At 47.0% G+C, this 16,555-nt stretch carries 10 protein-coding genes, 1 tRNA gene and 3 rRNA genes; 4 read left to right on the plus strand and 10 right to left on the minus strand.

Annotated features, from left to right (window positions below; genetic code table 11):
- The 8 genes from Ami103574_RS12800 to Ami103574_RS12835 form a co-directional block, all read right to left on the minus strand.
- Positions 1-816, minus strand: a complete 816-nt coding sequence (locus tag Ami103574_RS12800) for a hypothetical protein (RefSeq protein WP_163067362.1) — start codon at positions 814-816, stop codon at positions 1-3.
- 6 nt (positions 817-822) lie between these two features.
- Positions 823-1,461, minus strand: coding sequence for a dTMP kinase (gene tmk / locus Ami103574_RS12805; RefSeq protein ID WP_163067363.1), 639 nt, complete (start codon positions 1,459-1,461; stop codon positions 823-825).
- A 294-nt stretch (positions 1,462-1,755) separates the two neighbouring features.
- Positions 1,756-1,872, minus strand: a 5S ribosomal RNA gene (rrf, locus tag Ami103574_RS12810).
- Positions 1,873-1,952: 80 nt separating this feature from the next.
- A 23S ribosomal RNA gene (locus tag Ami103574_RS12815) occupies positions 1,953-4,846 on the minus strand.
- Between the two features lie 272 nt (positions 4,847-5,118).
- A tRNA-Ile gene (locus tag Ami103574_RS12820) sits at positions 5,119-5,195 on the minus strand.
- A 38-nt stretch (positions 5,196-5,233) separates the two neighbouring features.
- Positions 5,234-6,752, minus strand: a 16S ribosomal RNA gene (locus Ami103574_RS12825).
- The 16S, 23S and 5S rRNA genes sit together here with 1 tRNA gene alongside, the layout of an rRNA operon.
- A gap of 478 nt (positions 6,753-7,230) precedes the next feature.
- Positions 7,231-7,944 carry a pyruvate formate-lyase-activating protein gene (pflA, locus tag Ami103574_RS12830; protein ID WP_163067364.1) on the minus strand — a complete coding sequence of 238 codons (714 nt, stop codon included), beginning with the start codon at positions 7,942-7,944 and terminating at the stop codon, positions 7,231-7,233.
- Positions 7,945-8,019: 75 nt separating this feature from the next.
- Complete coding sequence (locus Ami103574_RS12835) at positions 8,020-10,368, minus strand: peptidase U32 family protein (protein WP_163067365.1); 2,349 nt, start codon at positions 10,366-10,368, stop codon at positions 8,020-8,022.
- Between the two features lie 167 nt (positions 10,369-10,535).
- Here Ami103574_RS12835 and Ami103574_RS12840 point away from each other — a divergent pair, with 167 nt between their 5' ends.
- Both Ami103574_RS12840 and Ami103574_RS12845 read left to right on the plus strand, forming a co-directional pair.
- Complete coding sequence (locus tag Ami103574_RS12840; RefSeq protein ID WP_163067366.1) at positions 10,536-11,774, plus strand: AI-2E family transporter; 1,239 nt, start codon at positions 10,536-10,538, stop codon at positions 11,772-11,774.
- A gap of 75 nt (positions 11,775-11,849) precedes the next feature.
- Positions 11,850-12,248 carry a hypothetical protein gene (locus Ami103574_RS12845; RefSeq protein ID WP_163067367.1) on the plus strand — a complete coding sequence of 133 codons (399 nt, stop codon included), beginning with the start codon at positions 11,850-11,852 and terminating at the stop codon, positions 12,246-12,248.
- A 191-nt stretch (positions 12,249-12,439) separates the two neighbouring features.
- On the opposite strand, the gene Ami103574_RS15870 is transcribed toward Ami103574_RS12845, so the two are convergent.
- Entirely contained in the window at positions 12,440-13,108 is a 669-nt protein-coding gene (locus Ami103574_RS15870) for a hypothetical protein (RefSeq protein ID WP_246213148.1), read from the minus strand.
- A gap of 174 nt (positions 13,109-13,282) precedes the next feature.
- The gene (locus Ami103574_RS12855; protein ID WP_163067368.1) at positions 13,283-13,933 is read right to left on the minus strand and encodes a GntR family transcriptional regulator; all 651 of its coding nucleotides are present in this window, start codon (positions 13,931-13,933) and stop codon (positions 13,283-13,285) included.
- 239 nt (positions 13,934-14,172) lie between these two features.
- Here Ami103574_RS12855 and Ami103574_RS12860 point away from each other — a divergent pair, with 239 nt between their 5' ends.
- Both Ami103574_RS12860 and Ami103574_RS12865 read left to right on the plus strand, forming a co-directional pair.
- Positions 14,173-14,943, plus strand: coding sequence for a dimethylarginine dimethylaminohydrolase family protein (locus tag Ami103574_RS12860; RefSeq protein ID WP_163067369.1), 771 nt, complete (start codon positions 14,173-14,175; stop codon positions 14,941-14,943).
- A gap of 125 nt (positions 14,944-15,068) precedes the next feature.
- Positions 15,069-16,520, plus strand: coding sequence for a basic amino acid/polyamine antiporter (locus Ami103574_RS12865; protein WP_163067370.1), 1,452 nt, complete (start codon positions 15,069-15,071; stop codon positions 16,518-16,520).
- Positions 16,521-16,555 lie beyond the last annotated feature (35 nt).

Here is a 16,555-nt window from a genome sequence, read left to right on the forward strand (position 1 = left end):
CTATCCTCCAATTTTTATCATCAAATTTTTCATGGCATAGCCTGTATTCATGCCTCTTTGCAAATCTCTTCTTGCTTCTTCAATCCATTCCACCGCTCGGTAGATGGATTCCTTGGTATAATTTCGGCTCTCCCGCGTATTGGCGATGGCCAAATCTCTATAAATCAGTTCCATGCCGTCCAGCAGTTTCATCGCTGCGTCTTTATCCTCCGCAACTTGTCCCAGCTTGGCTTTCAAGGCATAAAAGGGATCTCGGTTCAGCAGCATTCGCACCAGTTCTTGAGCATTTTCTTTGATCTGTCCGTACTCCGGGGTCTCAAAAGGCTCTACCCGGAATGCTACACACCGAGATAAGATCGTTGGAATCAGATTCTCTGTATTTTCCGATAATAGGATGAGAATCGTTCCTCTAGGTGGCTCTTCCAAGGTCTTCAACAGGCGGTTCTGCGCCCGCACAGTCATGGTATCCGCCTGCTTGATAACGGCAATATTTCGATCTCCAAAAAAAGGCTTTTTTTGCAGCCTTCCCTGAAGCTCCTCAATCGCCTCATCTTTAATACTTTTCCCATCGGCTGCCACGTAGAGAATATCCTCGTAATTCCCATGGTTTATCTTATTGCAGGAGATACAGCTGTCACAGCCTTCTCCCTGATGCTCCTCACAAAGAATAGCCTTGATGAAGCAGTTTGCTAACAGCTCTTTATCTACACAGGCATCTCCTTCAAAGATATACGCATGAGAAAGGTTTTGTGAAGCCGAAAGGTAACCCAGCCGCTCCATTAATTTTCTATTGTTATCAATATCTCTTAAGATCATTCTCTCTTATCTTTCCGTCTGCTGCAAGTCTTTGCTTAGACGACTTAAGTGTACCAGTATATCCTGGCTCACCTCTTCGATGCTCCTAGAAGCATCAATGCCGATAATTCGCTGAGGATAAGCCTTTTCCATGGCTAAATAACCTTGAAATACAGCTTGGTGGAATTCCAGCTTCTCTTTTTCCAGCCGATCCTGCTCTTCTTCCCGGATACGCTTTTTCCCCACACTGGGATCAATTTTTAGCAGGAAGGTCACATCAGGCATACATCCAGCTACTGCATATTCGTTAATTACCTGAACCGGTTGGGCTAACTGCCTGCCATAACCCTGATAAGCTATGCTGGAATCTACAAAGCGGTCGCAGATGACCGTTATGCCTTTTTCCAGTGCAGGCTTAATTATCTCTGCTACATGCTGGGCCCTGGCCGCAGCATACAAAAGAGCTTCTGTCATGGGGTCCATTTCCGTATGCTCCTTATCCAGAATAATCTGTCTGATTTTTTCACTGATAACAGTTCCACCGGGCTCTCTAGTCAAAATGACTGCTCTTTCCTGGCAATTAAAAAAATCTCTCAATAAGTTGATCTGTGTGGATTTGCCGGAGCCATCTGGTCCTTCAATCGAGATAAACAGTCCCCTTTTCATACTACAAACTCCTAATTATTTTTTCTTTTTCGTCTCCGCCGTCAATTTGGCTATAAAGATCATGGACACGTAAAGGATAGGAAAACTTAAAAGGGCTATAAAAAGAATTTTAAAAAACGTCATGAGCTTTCCCTCCTTTCAAATAGTCAACACCAAACCTAAGCAGTCGGGTTTATTATATTATAGCATATCACGTCAGCCTTTTACAAAACAATTTAGTTTTGTCCTGGGGGCAAAGGATAATATCTCTACCCATAGAAAAAAGACATCCCTTTCGGAATGTCTTTTTTCTCAAACTAGCAACGTCCTACTTTCCCAGGCAGCTGCCCGCCAAGTATCATCGGCGCTAAGGAGCTTAACTACTGTGTTCGAGATGGGAACAGGTGGAGCCTCCTCGCTATTGTCACTAGATTCTAGCTTGTTTACTTGAGAGCGTACTCTCAAAACTGAATAATATACATTGTTCTATCAGATTTTTCCTTGAAACCATTTTGGTCAAGCGCTCGACCTATTAGTATCGGTCAGCTCCATGCATTACTGCACTTCCACCTCCGACCTATCAACGTGATAGTCTCTCACGGGTCTTACCATTTCTGGAGGAAATCTTTTCTTGTGGGGGGCTTCGCACTTAGATGCTTTCAGCGCTTATCCCTTCCATACGTAGCTACCCAGCTATGCCTTTGGCAAGACAACTGGTGCACCAGAGGTATGTCCATCCCGGTCCTCTCGTACTAAGGACAGCTCCACTCAAATTTCTTACGCCCACAGCGGATAGGGACCGAACTGTCTCACGACGTTCTGAACCCAGCTCGCGTACCTCTTTAATGGGCGAACAGCCCAACCCTTGGGACCTACTTCAGCCCCAGGATGAGACGAGCCGACATCGAGGTGCCAAACACCGCCGTCGATGTGGACTCTTGGGCGGTATCAGCCTGTTATCCCCAGGGTAGCTTTTATCCGTTGAGCGATGGCCCTTCCACTCGGTACCACCGGATCACTAAGCCCGACTTTCGTCCCTGCTCGACTTGTTGGTCTCGCAGTCAAGCTCCCTTCTGCCTTTACACTCTTCGCGCGATTTCCGTCCGCGCTGAGGGAACCTTTGGGCGCCTCCGTTACTCTTTAGGAGGCGACCGCCCCAGTCAAACTGCCCGCCTGACACTGTCCCAGTACCGGTTCACGGTACATGGTTAGAACTTCAACGTTACAAGAGTGGTATCCCAACGGTGGCTCCGCTAAAACTGGCGTCCTAGCTTCGTAGCCTCCCACCTATCCTGTACATGCAACGCCGAAATCCAATATCAAGCTGCAGTAAAGCTCCATGGGGTCTTTCCGTCCTGCTGCGGGTAACCGGCATCTTTACCGGTACTACAATTTCACCGAGTCTATTGTTGAGACAGTGCCCAGATCGTTACGCCTTTCGTGCGGGTCGGAACTTACCCGACAAGGAATTTCGCTACCTTAGGACCGTTATAGTTACGGCCGCCGTTTACTGGGGCTTAAGTTCATGCCTTCGGTTACCCTAAGCAGTCCCCTTAACCTTCCAGCACCGGGCAGGCGTCAGCCCCTATACTTCAGCTTTCGCTTTTGCAGAGACCTGTGTTTTTGGTAAACAGTCGCCTGGGCCTTTTCACTGCGGCCTGCTTTCGCAGGCACCCCTTCTCCCGAAGTTACGGGGTTATTTTGCCGAGTTCCTTAACAATAGTTCTCTCGCTCACCTTAGGATTCTCTCCTCATCTACCTGTGTCGGTTTACGGTACGGGCACCTACATTCTCGCTAGCGGCTTTTCTTGACAGTGTGAAATCAGCTGCTTCGGTACTTTATTTCCCTCCCCATCACGCCTCAGAATTGAACAAGCGGATTTGCCTACCTGTTCTCCCTTGACGCTTAGACGCACTCTACCAACGGTGCGCTCAGCTTATCCTTCTGTGTCCCCACTTCGCTCAAACGAATTTCGGTGGTACTGGAATCTCAACCAGTTGTCCATCGCCTACAGCGTTCGCTCTCGGCTTAGGCCCCGACTAACCCTGAGTGGACGAACCTTCCTCAGGAAACCTTAGATTTTCGGTGGACAGGATTCTCACCTGCCTTACGCTACTCATGCCAACATTCTCTCTCGTATGCAGTCCACCAAGCCTTCCGGCTTCGCTTCTGCCCGCATACGATGCTCCTCTACCAATTATCTTACGATAATTCCAAAGCTTCGGTAGTAAGTTTTAGCCCCGTTTATCTTCGGCGCAGAGCCACTCGACTAGTGAGCTATTACGCACTCTTTAAATGAGTGGCTGCTTCTAAGCCAACATCCTAGCTGTTTATGCAGCTCCACATCCTTTTCCACTTAACTTACATTTTGGGACCTTAGCTGTTGGTCTGGGCTGTTTCCCTTTCGACTATGAAACTTATCTCACATAGTCTGACTCCCAAGTTTAATACTTCGGCATTCGGAGTTTGATAGTTTTCGGTAACCGGTGAAGGCCCCTAGAACATTCAGTGCTCTACCTCCGAGTATCATTTTCCTTGAGGCTAGCCCTAAAGCTATTTCGAGGAGAACCAGCTATATCCGGGTTCGATTGGAATTTCACCGCTATCCACACGTCATCCCAGCCTTTTTCAACAGACATGAGTTCGGTCCTCCACGAGATTTTACTCTCGCTTCAACCTGCACATGGATAGGTCACCCGGTTTCGGGTCTACAGCATGCAACTAACCGCCCTATTCAGACTCGCTTTCGCTACGGCTCCAGTGCTCCAGCACCTTAACCTTGCTACATACCATAACTCGTTGGCCCGTTCTACAAAAAGTACAAGGTCACTTGCGCTCCCTTTGCTTGTAAGCATAAGGTTTCAGGTTCTATTTCACTCCCCTCCCGGGGTTCTTTTCACCTTTCCCTCACGGTACTGTTCACTATCGGTCACTAGGTAGTATTTAGGCTTGGGGGGTGGGCCCCCCGGCTTCCCACCGGGTTTCACGTGTCCGGTGGTACTCTGGATTCACTCTGCATCTTGTGCATTTCGTCTACGGGACTTTTACCCTCTTCGGTTTGCCTTTCCAGACAACTTTGACTATACACGCCATACGTGATGAGTGTCCACAACCCCAGTGCAAGCACTGGTTTGGCCTCTTTCCCTTTCGCTCGCCGCTACTTAGGAAATCGATGTTTCTTTCTCTTCCTCCGGGTACTTAGATGTTTCAGTTCCCCGGGTTACCTTCTCTATGACTATTTTATTCATCATAGGATACCTACGCATTACCATAGGTGGGTTCCCCCATTCGGACATCTGCGGGTTGACGGATGTTTGCTCCTCACCGCAGCTTTTCGCAGCTTGCCACGTCCTTCATCGGCTCCTAGTGCCAAGGCATTCACCTTATGCTCTTATTTGCTTGACCAGCAATTTACCTGTTTAGCGTTAAACAGGATTTAGTTTGTTAAGAAACTTCGTCATTCACACTTGTGTAAAGACTTGCATTTCTTCTGGTTTCTCGGTTGAAATCGTAGTTTCCCCTTAACAATTCTAAAAAGACTTGTCTTAGTTTAACTGTTCTTTTGTTATCTTTCGATAACCTCGATTTCGTATCTATTTTTGTGTGTTATTAACACTTCTGATATTTATTTGCATATTATTCAGTTTTCAAAGTACGTTTAGAACTTTTTAAAGTTCTGGTGGGCTTGGGAGGACTCGAACCTCCGACCTCACGCTTATCAGGCGTGCGCTCTAACCACCTGAGCTACAAGCCCATGAAAAAAACTCATAGTGTAAAAGTTAGTCTCCTTAGAAAGGAGGTGATCCAGCCGCACCTTCCGATACGGCTACCTTGTTACGACTTCACCCTAGTCATTGATTTTGCCTTAGGCAGCCTATTTACTGGCCGACTTTGGGCACCCCCAACTTCCATGGTGTGACGGGCGGTGTGTACAAGACCCGGGAACGCATTCACCGCAGCATTCTGATCTGCGATTACTAGCAACTCCAACTTCATGTAGGCGAGTTGCAGCCTACAATCCGAACTGGGACTGGTTTTGGAGATTTGCTCCACCTCACGGTCTTGCGTCTCTCTGTACCAGCCATTGTAGCACGTGTGTAGCCCAGAACATAAGGGGCATGATGATTTGACGTCATCCCCACCTTCCTCCGTGTTATCCACGGCAGTCTCAATAGAGTGCCCATCTTACTGCTGGCAACTATTGACAAGGGTTGCGCTCGTTGCGGGACTTAACCCAACATCTCACGACACGAGCTGACGACAACCATGCACCACCTGTCTCCTCTGTCCCGAAGGAAGATCCCGGTTAAGGGACTGTCAGAGGGATGTCAAGTCCTGGTAAGGTTCTTCGCGTTGCTTCGAATTAAACCACATGCTCCGCTGCTTGTGCGGGTCCCCGTCAATTCCTTTGAGTTTCACACTTGCGTGCGTACTCCCCAGGCGGAGCACTTAATGCGTTAACTGCGGCACCGAAGTCTTGCGACCCCGACACCTAGTGCTCATCGTTTACGGCGTGGACTACCAGGGTATCTAATCCTGTTTGCTCCCCACGCTTTCGTGCCTCAGTGTCAGTTACAGTCCAGAAAGCCGCCTTCGCCACTGGTGTTCCTCCTAATATCTACGCATTTCACCGCTACACTAGGAATTCCGCTTTCCTCTCCTGCACTCAAGTCTCACAGTTCGCAGGGCTTACAATGGTTAAGCCACTGCCTTTCACCCCACGCTTACAAGACCACCTACGCACTCTTTACGCCCAATAATTCCGGATAACGCTCGCCCCCTACGTATTACCGCGGCTGCTGGCACGTAGTTAGCCGGGGCTTCCTCCTTGGGTACCGTCATTTGTTTCTTCCCCAAGGACAGAGCTTTACGACCCAAAGGCCTTCTTCGCTCACGCGGCGTTGCTGCATCAGGCTTTCGCCCATTGTGCAATATTCCCCACTGCTGCCTCCCGTAGGAGTTTGGACCGTGTCTCAGTTCCAATGTGGCCGATTACCCTCTCAGGTCGGCTACTGATCGTTGCCTTGGTAGGCCGTTACTCTACCAACTAGCTAATCAGACGCAGGCCCATCTCATGCCGATAAATCTTTGACAAGAAAAACATGTGTTTTCCTTGCATCATGAGGTTTTAATCCCGGTTTCCCGAGGCTATCCCTCTGCATGAGGCAGGTTGCCTACGCGTTACTCACCCGTCCGCCGCTTTCCATTTACGCACTCTTCCGAAGATTTGTTTGTAAATTTCTCGCTCGACTTGCATGTGTTAGGCACGCCGCCAGCGTTCATCCTGAGCCAGGATCAAACTCTTTGTAAATGGTATTTAAGTCAGATTGCTCTGATTCAAATCAAGTTTGTCTTTCGACTCAAGCTAAACACATTTGCGTTTGCTTGTTCTATTCTTTACGTTTCCGTAAATCCTAGAATTATTGTTTTTAAGAAATTGTACGTTGACTTCCAAAACAAGTTTGGTTATCTTACCAATCATGCTGATTGATTGTACTTAGTTTGGAGAATAACTTAATATTCTCTTGACTAATTCTTTTACACTATGAAGTTTTCAAGGTTCATGCTGCGCCGTTTTCGTTGCGATCACTTGCGACAGCTATATTAGAATACCAAAGCTCACATGTTTTGTCAACACTTTTCCGCAAGTTTTTCAATTTTTTTCTTCTTTCTCATTAAACTGCCAGAAAACACGCCTTTTCCTTCCCCTCAAAACGGCGTTCTACAGCCGTTTTCGCCGCATATCCCCTTCACTAGACAAAATTCATCATTGCCTGCTTTGTCACTCTTCACCTACCATATATTACCTTGCTCTGCAATTGCTTTAAAACATCTCCATCCAGAGGCAAGACTTTTTTCAGCGAGTAAGGAATCCCCAGCGCTTCATATTTTTCTGCACCCATGCTGTGGTATCCCAGCAGTTCCACTTTTTCAATCCGATGAATTCGCTGGATAAATTGATTTAATTGAACGATGTCTGCTTCTGTATCGTTTAGTCCCGGGATAATCACCTGTCGTACCCATACAGGCTTCTCGTATTTATTGATTAGATCAATTAACTGCAAAAGAGTCTCCTGTCCTCGTCCTGTCAAGTCCCGAAATCCTTCCGGCTGGGTATGCTTCACATCTAGCAGAACTAACTGGCAAGCGTCTACCGCGCCATCTGTAAATTCATCTACATACGTACCGCTGGTGTCAATCGCGGTATGAATCCCGGCTTCCTTTAAAGCCAACAAAGCTTCCCGGAGAAAGGCCCCCTGTAAAAGCGGTTCTCCCCCAGAAAAGGTCACGCCCCCCTTATCCCCATAATAATTCAGCCCTCGCTTAGCCCGTTGGAGGATATCTTCTGTTCCCACTTCCTGTCCGCCTTGAGGACTCCAAGTATCTGGATTGTGGCAATACTTGCACCTTGCAGGACAGCCCTGCAAAAACACCACCAGTCGGAGCCCCGGTCCATCTACTGCCCCTAGGGATTCAAAAGAATGTACTTTTCCTGTGACCACAGCTTCCACCTCCTATTTGTACTATAAATATAAACCTTAGCTGCTATATAATATTGCCTGTTCTCTCTCGCTTTGCTACTTATAATAGATGCGTAGTTTTTTTCCGCATCCTCTCTGAAGCTCTTCGGTTATAGAAAGGCCTTCTTTTCTCAGGAGCATGCTCTTGCTGCCCAGAGCGTCTTCAGCAAAAGCAAATGCTTGGTTCTTCCGGTCTATAAACGGCTCTTGTGAAAAAAGGTGTTCGCTGACCATTAAGGGAATATCGCCGGCAAAGGTGTCTGTCCACCGTTCTGCATTGCTTCCTTCCCAACTTTTGTACGTTTCATGAGAAGGGATAAAATCGGCTAGACCCATTTCCCGGCACCATGCAGCCGCCTCTTCATTAAATATATTTAGCCCGTAATCTCCATATACCGGTACTCCAGCCTGCTGAAATTCGCTGATCCATCCTAAATTGCCCATAGCGATACCAGAATCCTGACAGAGCAAAACCAACGATTCAAAATTGGCCCTTACGTAGTCATCCCAAGCGCCCTTCGTCACGCAAGGCAAATACGGAGTGACCTCCAGCTCATACCCCTGCCGAATATTCGCCAGCCTGATGCTCAAATCCCCTTCCGTTCCTTGCCGCTGGCGTTCTGCGGCATACTCATACAACGGGACATAGACCCGCCAACCTGCCGGAACCAAGCCCACCTGTCGAAGCTGCTCTTCGGCCTGCTGAATCGTCTCCAGTCGAAGCTGATCCAAGGTGTGAAAATAAAGTTCCACCTGAAGGCCCCCAGCCTCAGCCTGCAACTGGCCAGCTAAGAAAATAACGGAACAGGCCTCCTCCGGTTTTTCCGGACAGACAACGTCCTGCTCTGAAAAAAGTTCCTGCTGCTGCGGATTCAAGCAGCGGCCTCGAACCTTTTCCGTCATCAACAGCTGAAAAGCCTCCCGCCGAAGTTCATTGATGGCTGAAGCTGACAACGCCAATCCTTCCTCCAGATGGCATTTTAATTCCCCCAGCTTAAAAGGCATATCCCCGGTCTTACTCAACTGCTTTTTGATGTCCTCTTCTCCAATACTCCTCTTCAACGCTTTTTCTACTTTCACCTTGCCTGTCACTTGGACAGACAAAGCTCCTTCCCGCAGCTCCAACTGCGGATATCGATCAATTTCGGCTCTAAAAACAGCGTTCACCGGAATTTTCTTATATTGCTGCATACGGTGGCTGCTGGCATCCTCAAAACTCTCTCGGGCGTCCTCCATGAGCTTTTTATCTGTGATTTTATACACTTTATCCCCAGGTTTTACCGGCCCCCGTATATCTCCTACCCGTACCTTGCCGTCTCCTAGATCTTTTAAATAGCTAAGCACATTGCCGGGCATATGTGGATTGCGGATTTCAATGCCGTCCCCCATAGCCAAGTCCCGCTCTAGCTGAATATCAATCAGACTTCGGCCTGCTGAGCCTAAGACCCTGCCCACAAACACCCCTTGATGCTTAGGCAGCTCCGGCCACATAAGAGAATCTCCCGGATTTCCTTCCAGATATCCCGTCGTGAAGCCGCCCCGGTTGAATACCTGCTCCAATTTCTGCCGATCTTCCTCTGACACCTGATAGCAGCCATTCTCCCGATATTCATCTAAATACTTTCGGTAGATGCCCGTTACTACAGCTATATATTCAGCTGACTTCATACGTCCTTCAATTTTCAAAGAATCTACACCGGCTTCTGCCAGCTGATCTAAATAATCAATGGCGCACAAATCTTTGGGGCTCAGCAAATGGGAACCCTCTTCTTTTTCCTGGTCTATCCTGCTCTTCACCGACGTAAAGCCCAGTCGGCATGGCTGGGCGCAAAGCCCTCGATTCCCACTGCGTCCGCCCAAAATCCGGCTCATCTGACATTGGCCCGAATAACAGATGCAGAGCGCGCCGTGAACAAAGACCTCGATTTCCAACATCTGCTCCCGAGTGATATCCTTTATCTCCTCCAGCGTGACCTCCCTGGCCAGCACTGCCCGCTGAAAGCCCAGCCTCTTAGCCATCCGTACCCCGGACAGGTTATAGACAGTCCCCTGGGTAGACAGATGTAATCGCATCTCAGGCAGACGCCTTCTCAAAAGCCGGGCAAGCCCTAAATCTTGAACAATAAGTGCATCTACCCCCAGTTCATACAATTCCCTGGCATAGTTCGCCGCTTCTTCCAGCTCACTGGTCTTCACCAGAATGTTCATGGTCACATATACTTTTACATTTCGTAAGTGTGCGTAAGCCACTGCTTCCGCCATAAGCTCTCGATTAAAATTGTCCGCATGAATACGGGCGTTAAACAGGTTTCCTCCCAGGTACACAGCGTCCGCTCCGTTTTCCACGGCAGCTTTCAACTGCCGCATTCCCCCTGCAGGCGCCAACAATTCAGGAATACTTTTCATAATTCGTTCTTTTCTCCTTGTCTGTCCCTGTGTGAAACGATATAATAATGGATATAATTTCTACTATAAGACTGTTTCAGGGCCTTTCTCTGTTTCAGCTCCGAATGCCGGTATTCCGGCTTATTTACCTATACATATGATACTATCTAAAGTTGAAAGGTGCAAGTATGACAAAATTTAAAGAATATCTGCCGGAAAAGCATTGGTGGAAGTACAGCATTTTTATAGCCTTTACCGCTGCCGTGCTTTACGCGCTGTTTTTCATCATAAAAAACTTCAATAATCTGACCGCTGGGTTATTGGCTGTATTTTCCAGCCTGGGCTCTGCCTTGAATCCCCTGTTTATCGGTCTGATTCTCACGTATCTCCTCAGTCCTCTAGTGGATATGATTAATAAAAAATTGATGAGTAAGATTATTTTTACCCATACCAAGGACTCCGCCCGACTAGCTAAAATGGAGAAGACCAAGCGGCTGATCAGCGTCCTTCTGACTTATATCATCCTCATTGCGATTATCGTCATGGTCATCTATGCCTTTGCCGTACTGATTTTAGGTCAGTTTGTTTTTTCTGGCATCGACAGCATGGTCAATGCGGTGGTGGAGTATGTTTCTACCTATGAGGTCAGCATCAAAAACTGGATTGCAGGTCTTCCTGACATGGGCCTGGCAGAGCACGTTCAAGCTTTTGCGAATCGAGGAATGGTGTGGCTGTCCACTCATTTTAGTGCTGGTTCAGCCATCAACTGGATTACCGGCATTAGCGGCAGCATCGTCAACCTGGTCATCGGCATGATTATCAGTATCTACATCCTGATGGATAAGGACTTTTTCGCCCGCCTGTGGCGAAAATTTCTCCACTTGACTCTACCGCAAAAAGCCAATGCCGTGCTGACAGAGACTTTAAATGATATCAACAGTGTGCTCTCTGCCTTTATCCGAGGTGCCCTGCTTGATTCCTTGATTGTGGCCATTATCTCTTCCCTAGGACTGTCTATCCTGGGATTGGACTTTGCTGTTTTCATCGGCTGTTTTGCCGGTCTGGCCAACATCATCCCATATTTTGGGCCGATTATGGGAATGATTCCAGCCTTTATCGTGGGGGCCTTTACCGATGGGCTGACCCAGGGCATCACAGCGGTAATCGTTCTGCTCATCGTCCAGCAAATTGATGGTAATCTAATTTATCCTAAAATTGTAGGCTCTACCACGGGGCTTCATCCGCTGTTCGTCCTGCTGGCCGTTTCCGTCGCAGGCTATTACTGGGGCATCCTCGGCATGATTCTGGCGGTACCCCTGGCAGGAATCACCCAGACATTCCTTCTGAAATGGGTCCATTGGCAGGAAGCTCAAGCCAGCCTCAAGGTGGAACAACAGTCATCTTCTCATAGCTGGGAAAAAGAATGATAGCAGAAAGCAACTTTCTTCATATAATGTAGTAACCCTATCATTGGGTAATATCATATAAATGAGGAATGAAATATGAATTGTAATTGCATAAGAGGCATAGCAGATATTCGTGAAGGTATCTGTAACGCGCGAAAAGGGCTGGCTTGTCTATGCGAAGCCTTGCAGTCGCTCCAGTGCTGCCAGCTATGCGAAGCCCAGCAACTTTTGAACAACGCGATTTGTCTAATCAAAGAAGCCATCTGTCAGCTTGAGCGGGGTCTGTGTCAGGCAGAAAATAACCTGAACTGTCAGGAAGTCCGCGACATTCGGGAAGGCATCTGCTGCCTCCGCAAAGGACTGGAAGAAGCTTGCAGAGCCTTGAATGCGCTTTGCTGCAGAAGGCTATGTGAAGCCGCTGAAAGTCTTGAAAGTGCCGCCTGTCTGATCCAAAAGGGTATCTGCAAGGTAGAACAGGCTTTAGAGAATATATAGTCAGCACCTGCTGGCAGCGTACAAAGAAGAATCCCTAGGCCAAAAGGCCTCCTATAAAAAATAATGTTTTCAGATCTAGAGAAAAGCCGTAAGATAATTAAATCTTACGGCTTTTATTTCAGGTCACACAACCAACGAAGAGGTACGCTGCATGAACATTGCGGCGTACCTCTTCATCTGTCTCAGCTGCCTCAGCGAGAAATAACCTGCACAGAAAGTGCACTGGTCTGAGGGGGAATACTTGCGGTCTGAAAAGCCTCTCTTTCAATCCTCACAATCTGCCCCGGTCGGATAGCCATCAAATTGATTCGGTTTCCCTGCCGATCCCGCAGCTTCGTCTCATTGCTGACCACGTAGCGCATCTGCCGATTGGGATTGTTAGCCATACCGGTGAGAATATAGCCGAATCGCCCATCTGACGTCACCTCTACTACCCGGCCTTCGTCTATAATAGACGATTTTCGCTCCCGAACAACGGTGATGGTGTATGCCCGGGCTTGGGGAGGAATGCTCTTGGTCATCTCCTCCGAAAAACTGGCATCTATCACCATGCCCGGATTCAACTCACGAAAGCCGATTCGGTTGCCGAACTGATCCCATATCCGAGTCTGTTTTTCCACCACTAGAGTCACAACTTGTGTCTCTACAATACGGTTCCGCCCCATAGCCCCATAAGAAATAGTCACAAAACCTGTTCGATTACGAATAAATGTATCTTCTACAAAGGCGTTCTTGGCCATTTGCCTGCGCCTCATTCCTTCTGCCTCTTGGCTTGCCTCTGGACGGTTCTCCTTATTAGACAAGCTGCCTGCTGGCTGGTATAAGTTTTTCGAATTATTTATCCTTTTTAATGTCCTCATATAGTTCACCTCTATATAGTATATTTTCGCTGCCTCGATAAGGTTCCCTCCTCTCGCTTACGGTCACGCCCACAAAAAAAGCAGGGAAGTCTGTCGCCTGCTGCGACCTGAACTGCCTCCTGCCCTTTTTACTTTCTATATCTTTACTTTTTCTTCCTTTTTTGAAGAAATCCGTCAATTGGTCACTTCCGTATCAGATTTAGTCGGGTCCCAATGAACCGAGCGGATATAGTGCTCTAATTCGGAGTTTTTGTTGCTGCGGAATAAATCCAACATAACCTTGTGCTCGTCATTGGTCTCCTGCAATACATTTTCAAGATCCATAATATGATTAAGGTTATAGTTCTTGGTCATAAACTTGTTCTTCAATTTAATCAGGCTGTCAATCAGCGTATCATTGCCACATTCGACCAGATACAGCTGATGAAAAATCTCCTGCTGTTTGTAGTACATTTCATAATTTCCGGAATGGATAGCCAAATCCATGCTCTCAATATAAAACTCCATGTCCTTCAAGGTCTTTTCCGACAACTTGCCGCAAGCCAAAGTAGCGGCATAGCCGTCCAGGACACCTACCACTTCGTATATCTCCGCTGCCTCCCGGGAATCCAGTTTTCGCAGAACGAATCCCTTTCGCGGAACGTTTTCCAGCACGTTCTCACTAGCCAGCTGAATCAATGCTTCCCGGACCGGAGTCCTGCTGATATCCAGCTCCTGGCAAATCTTATTTTCGTTGATTTTTTCATCCGGCAGCAGATTGCCCTCTAGTATCTGTTGGGCAATGTAATTGTACACGTGATCTTTTAAGGATTGAAACTTATACATAAAAAGCCTTTCTCTGCACACACTACTTCGATGTGTGTCAACTGTAGTATGGATTCATGATATCACCACAGACAAACAAAATCAAGAATATAAAATACGATATATAATATACAATATATAATTCTAAAAAAGGAACTTGACAATTATACGTATACAATATATTATATATGCAAGAAATGTTTGAAAATTTAATTAATTAAGTTTCAATTAAATGAACCACAATTTATGGAGGTAAAGGAATGTTTAAAAATTGTATCGTAAGAAGACCGTGCAAAGCTATGGTAGAAGGTATCACCTCTGCTCCTGAATTAGGCCAACCTGATTATGAACTGGCTTTAAAGCAACATGACAATTATATTGAAGCATTGAAGCAGTGCGGGGTTGAAGTAACCGTTTTAGAAGCACTGGAAGACTTTCCAGATTCCTGCTTTGTAGAAGATCCGGCTGTTATCACCAGCAAGTGTGCTATCATCGCCAATCCAGGTGCAGACAGCAGAAACGGCGAGAAAGCAGAAATTTTGCCTGCGATTAAAAAGTTCTTCTCCGACGACAAAATTGAGTACATTCAGGACCCTGGAACACTGGATGGCGGCGATGTTATGATGGTAGGCGATCATTTCTACGTTGGACGTTCTGCCAGAACAAATGAGGAAGGCATCCGTCAGTTCATCGCTATTTTAGAAAAGCACGGCCTGACCGGTTCCGAAGTCCCTCTGGAAAAAGTACTCCACTTAAAAACTGGCGTAAACTATATCGAAAACAATAATATGCTGGTTTCTGGCGAATTTATTGAAAAGCCAGAGTTCTCCAAATACAATAAGCTTATCATTCCGGATGACGAGGCTTATGCGGCCAACTGCATCTGGATGAACGGAACAGTTATCGTTCCAGAAGGCTATCCAACTGTTGAAAAAGTAGTAAAGGATGCCGGCTATAAGGTTCTTTTGGTTGATACATCTGAATACAGAAAGCTGGATGGTGGGCTCAGCTGCCTGTCCCTGCGCTTCTAGTTCCGCAGACAATCAAAGAATCACTTCCATACCAATTAGAATAACTAAACACTATGTAGCATACATCAGGGGGTGCCTGTCACCCTCTGATGATATTATTCTATTCCGGAAAGGAGTCCTTTTATATGAAAGATAATTCTTTAGATCAGACTAGAACTCTCGGCACGTTAAGATTAACCATGTTTGCCATAGGCACCACCCTAGCCAGCGGTGTGTTCAGCTTGTCAGGGGATTTTGCAGCAGGCGGAGCACATACCCTAGCGGTATTGATTGGCTGGCTCATCTGTGGTGTAGGTATGTTGGGTCTGTGCATGTGCTTCTTCCAACTCAGCGTGCGAAAGCCTGAAATGACCAGCGGTATTTACAACTATGCCAAGCACGGCTTTGGCGACTACATCGGCTTTAACGCAGCCTGGGGCTACTGGATGAGTGCCATTTTAGCCCAAATCGCATTTGTAACTTTATTCTTTTCAGCTTTAAGCTATTTCTTCCCGGTATTCGGATCCGGCAGCAATTTTATATCTATCCTCTGTGGTTCTGCGTTTATATGGCTTCTAGCCCTGCTGATTCTGAAGGGCGTCAATGAGGCCGTCACCATCAATGTAATCGTCGTTATAGCAAAGCTTTTGCCTATCCTGGTTATGGTCGTGGCCATTATTGTGGCACGGGCCTTTGATCTTGCGGTTTTCATGGAAAACTTCAGCGGTTCCAACAGTGATATGAGCTTATTAGAACAAGTAAAATCCACCGCTTACGTGACCGTTTGGCTGTTTATCGGCATAGAAGGTTCTGTTGTTATCTCTGGACGTGCCAAGAGCACAGCCATCGCCGGACGTGCTACCGTCATATCTTTCTTGTGTCTGCTTGCGCTCTACCTGATGATTTCTATGCTGAGCATGGGTGTTCTCACACAGTCCGAGTTAGCTGAACTAGGCAACCCGCCAATGGCTGGCGTGTTGGCTGCAGTAGTTGGCCCTTGGGGGGCAGCTTTTGTCAACATCGCCGTTATCATTTCTCTGGGTGGCGCTATGTTTACCTATTCCATCCTCAGCATCGACAGCGGCTACGGTCCAGCTCTTTCCAAATGCTTCCCACAAATGTTTACGAAATTAAATAAGAACAATTCTCCAGTGGTTTCCGTTATCATTACCACTCTGATTGTACAAATGTTTTTAATCATCGTATATTTCAACGAATCCTCTTATCAGGCTTGTTATACCCTCTCTACCAGTGCCATCATGTTCCCGTATATCTTCTCGGCCCTGTATTTCTTGAAGATTAACATACAGGGAGACGGACTGGAAAATGCAAGCGCTGGTGAACGAGCTAAATCGTGGTTTTTCGCCATTATCGGTACAATTTATGGTGCGTGGTTACTGTATGCCAGCGGAGTCACTTACATTCTGATTTCTTCTTTGCTGTACGGTCCTGGTATCCTCTTGTATCTGTACACCAGAAAAGAACAGAAGGTTGCCCTGCTGCCTTCCGTAGCCGACAAAGCTACATTTGTCATCATGGTTTCGGCTTTCCTTCTGTCTATCGTTATGCTGTACAACAAAACCATTCAACCATTCTAAGGTTTGATTGCTCAAACCGCTGCACATAAAAAGAG

This window comes from Aminipila butyrica, assembly GCF_010669305.1.
Lineage (GTDB): Bacteria > Bacillota > Clostridia > Peptostreptococcales > Anaerovoracaceae > Aminipila > Aminipila butyrica.

Excerpts from the sequence above, each read along its gene's own strand:
- Ami103574_RS12800 (WP_163067362.1), bottom strand. The coding sequence starts at position 816 with ATGATCTTAAGAGATATTGATAACAATAGAAAATTAATGGAGCGGCTG.
- tmk (WP_163067363.1), bottom strand. The coding sequence starts at position 1,461 with ATGAAAAGGGGACTGTTTATCTCGATTGAAGGACCAGATGGCTCCGGC.
- Ami103574_RS12835 (WP_163067365.1), bottom strand. The coding sequence starts at position 10,368 with ATGAAAAGTATTCCTGAATTGTTGGCGCCTGCAGGGGGAATGCGGCAG.
- Ami103574_RS12840 (WP_163067366.1), top strand. The coding sequence starts at position 10,536 with ATGACAAAATTTAAAGAATATCTGCCGGAAAAGCATTGGTGGAAGTAC.
- Ami103574_RS12845 (WP_163067367.1), top strand. The coding sequence starts at position 11,850 with ATGAATTGTAATTGCATAAGAGGCATAGCAGATATTCGTGAAGGTATC.
- Ami103574_RS15870 (WP_246213148.1), bottom strand. The coding sequence starts at position 13,108 with ATGAGGACATTAAAAAGGATAAATAATTCGAAAAACTTATACCAGCCA.
- Ami103574_RS12855 (WP_163067368.1), bottom strand. The coding sequence starts at position 13,933 with ATGTATAAGTTTCAATCCTTAAAAGATCACGTGTACAATTACATTGCC.
- Ami103574_RS12860 (WP_163067369.1), top strand. The coding sequence starts at position 14,173 with ATGTTTAAAAATTGTATCGTAAGAAGACCGTGCAAAGCTATGGTAGAA.
- Ami103574_RS12865 (WP_163067370.1), top strand. The coding sequence starts at position 15,069 with ATGAAAGATAATTCTTTAGATCAGACTAGAACTCTCGGCACGTTAAGA.